This window comes from Paenalicyclobacillus cellulosilyticus (assembly GCF_014647315.1).
GTDB classification, from domain to species: Bacteria; Bacillota; Bacilli; order Alicyclobacillales; family Alicyclobacillaceae; genus Alicyclobacillus_J; species Alicyclobacillus_J cellulosilyticus.
Window position 1 is genome coordinate 1 of record NZ_BMOY01000121.1, and the last position, 289, is coordinate 289.

Below are 289 nucleotides of genomic sequence, written 5' to 3' on the forward strand. Positions count from 1 at the left end.
CGGGCTTATTTTGAAAGATCACGGGTATAAACGCTACTAATTCTCTTTTTCAAGTTTTTTTGTCATTAATAATCCATGGCTATGTGCTAAAATTAATCAATACAATGATTATAAAATCATTGGATGATTAAGGAGAGCAACATGGCTCATATTTTACGATCACTTTTGCCACAGCCAAGAAGACCTATTGTTAAGGTATATCCTGATGTTGTTGTCAAACAAGGGGTTGAACTAATGGTTCATGAAAATATTGGCGCTTTAGTTGTGGCAGATGAAGATGACTTCTACG